General features: G+C 65.6%; 1 protein-coding gene and 1 pseudogene. Both read left to right on the top strand.

Annotation, left to right across the window (positions count from 1 at the left end; translation table 11 throughout):
• Positions 1-425, top strand: a 425-nt coding sequence (locus tag SO139_RS46325; RefSeq protein WP_498542170.1) for an ATPase domain-containing protein, incomplete at its 5' end; no start/stop codon positions are given.
• Positions 422-784 (top strand): annotated as a pseudogene (locus tag SO139_RS46320) (hypothetical protein); the annotation flags it as partial. The gene SO139_RS46325 and the pseudogene SO139_RS46320, both read left to right, overlap by 4 nt.

Below are 784 nucleotides of genomic sequence, written 5' to 3'. Positions count from 1 at the left end.
CTCACGGCGCTCAGACGGTGGTGATCGATAGCCTCAACGGTTACCAAGCCGCCATGCGTGGCGAGCACGCCTTGGTGCTCCACATGCATGAGCTCTTGCAGTACCTAAACAGGCGAGGTGCCACAACGTTTCTCATCGTCGCCCAGCATGGGCTCGTCGGCGACATGAAGGCGCCCGTAGACGTCACCTATCTCGCCGACACCGTGATCCTGCTGCGGTACTTCGAGGCGCTAGGCCGCGTGCGCCGGGCGATTTCGGTTGTCAAGAAGCGGACCGGCCCGCATGAGGACACGATCCGAGAGTTCCGCATCGGCGGGCGCGGAATCACCCTCGGGGCGCCGCTCACGAACTTCCAAGGTGTCCTGGCCGGCGTACCCGCGCTGGTCGGCGAGGGGCCGGACCTGCTCAAGGCGGAGGAAGCGTGAAGCGCAGCACGGTCTCGGAGCGAGCTCTCGTCCTCGCGCCGCGAGGTCGCGACGCTCTTCTTGCGTCCGCGATCCTGCGCGAGGCGGGTCTCACTGCTGATCCCTGCCCGTCCCTCCCTGCCCTAATCGTGGGACTCAATGTGGGCGCCGCCTTGGTCGTGGTCACCGAGGAAGCGCTCGCCACGACTAATCTCGCGCCGCTCAGTGCCTGGCTCACCAATCAGGAAGACTGGTCGGACATGCCCTTCGTGCTGCTCACGACGGGGGGCGGCGGACTGGAGCGCAATCCGACTGCGCATCGCTTTCTCGACATGCTGGGCAACGTCACGTTTCTTGAGCGCCCCTTTCACCCGACGACC

The organism is Bradyrhizobium sp. UFLA05-89 (assembly GCF_059803475.1).
This window is presented reverse-complemented; position numbering and strand designations above follow the sequence as displayed.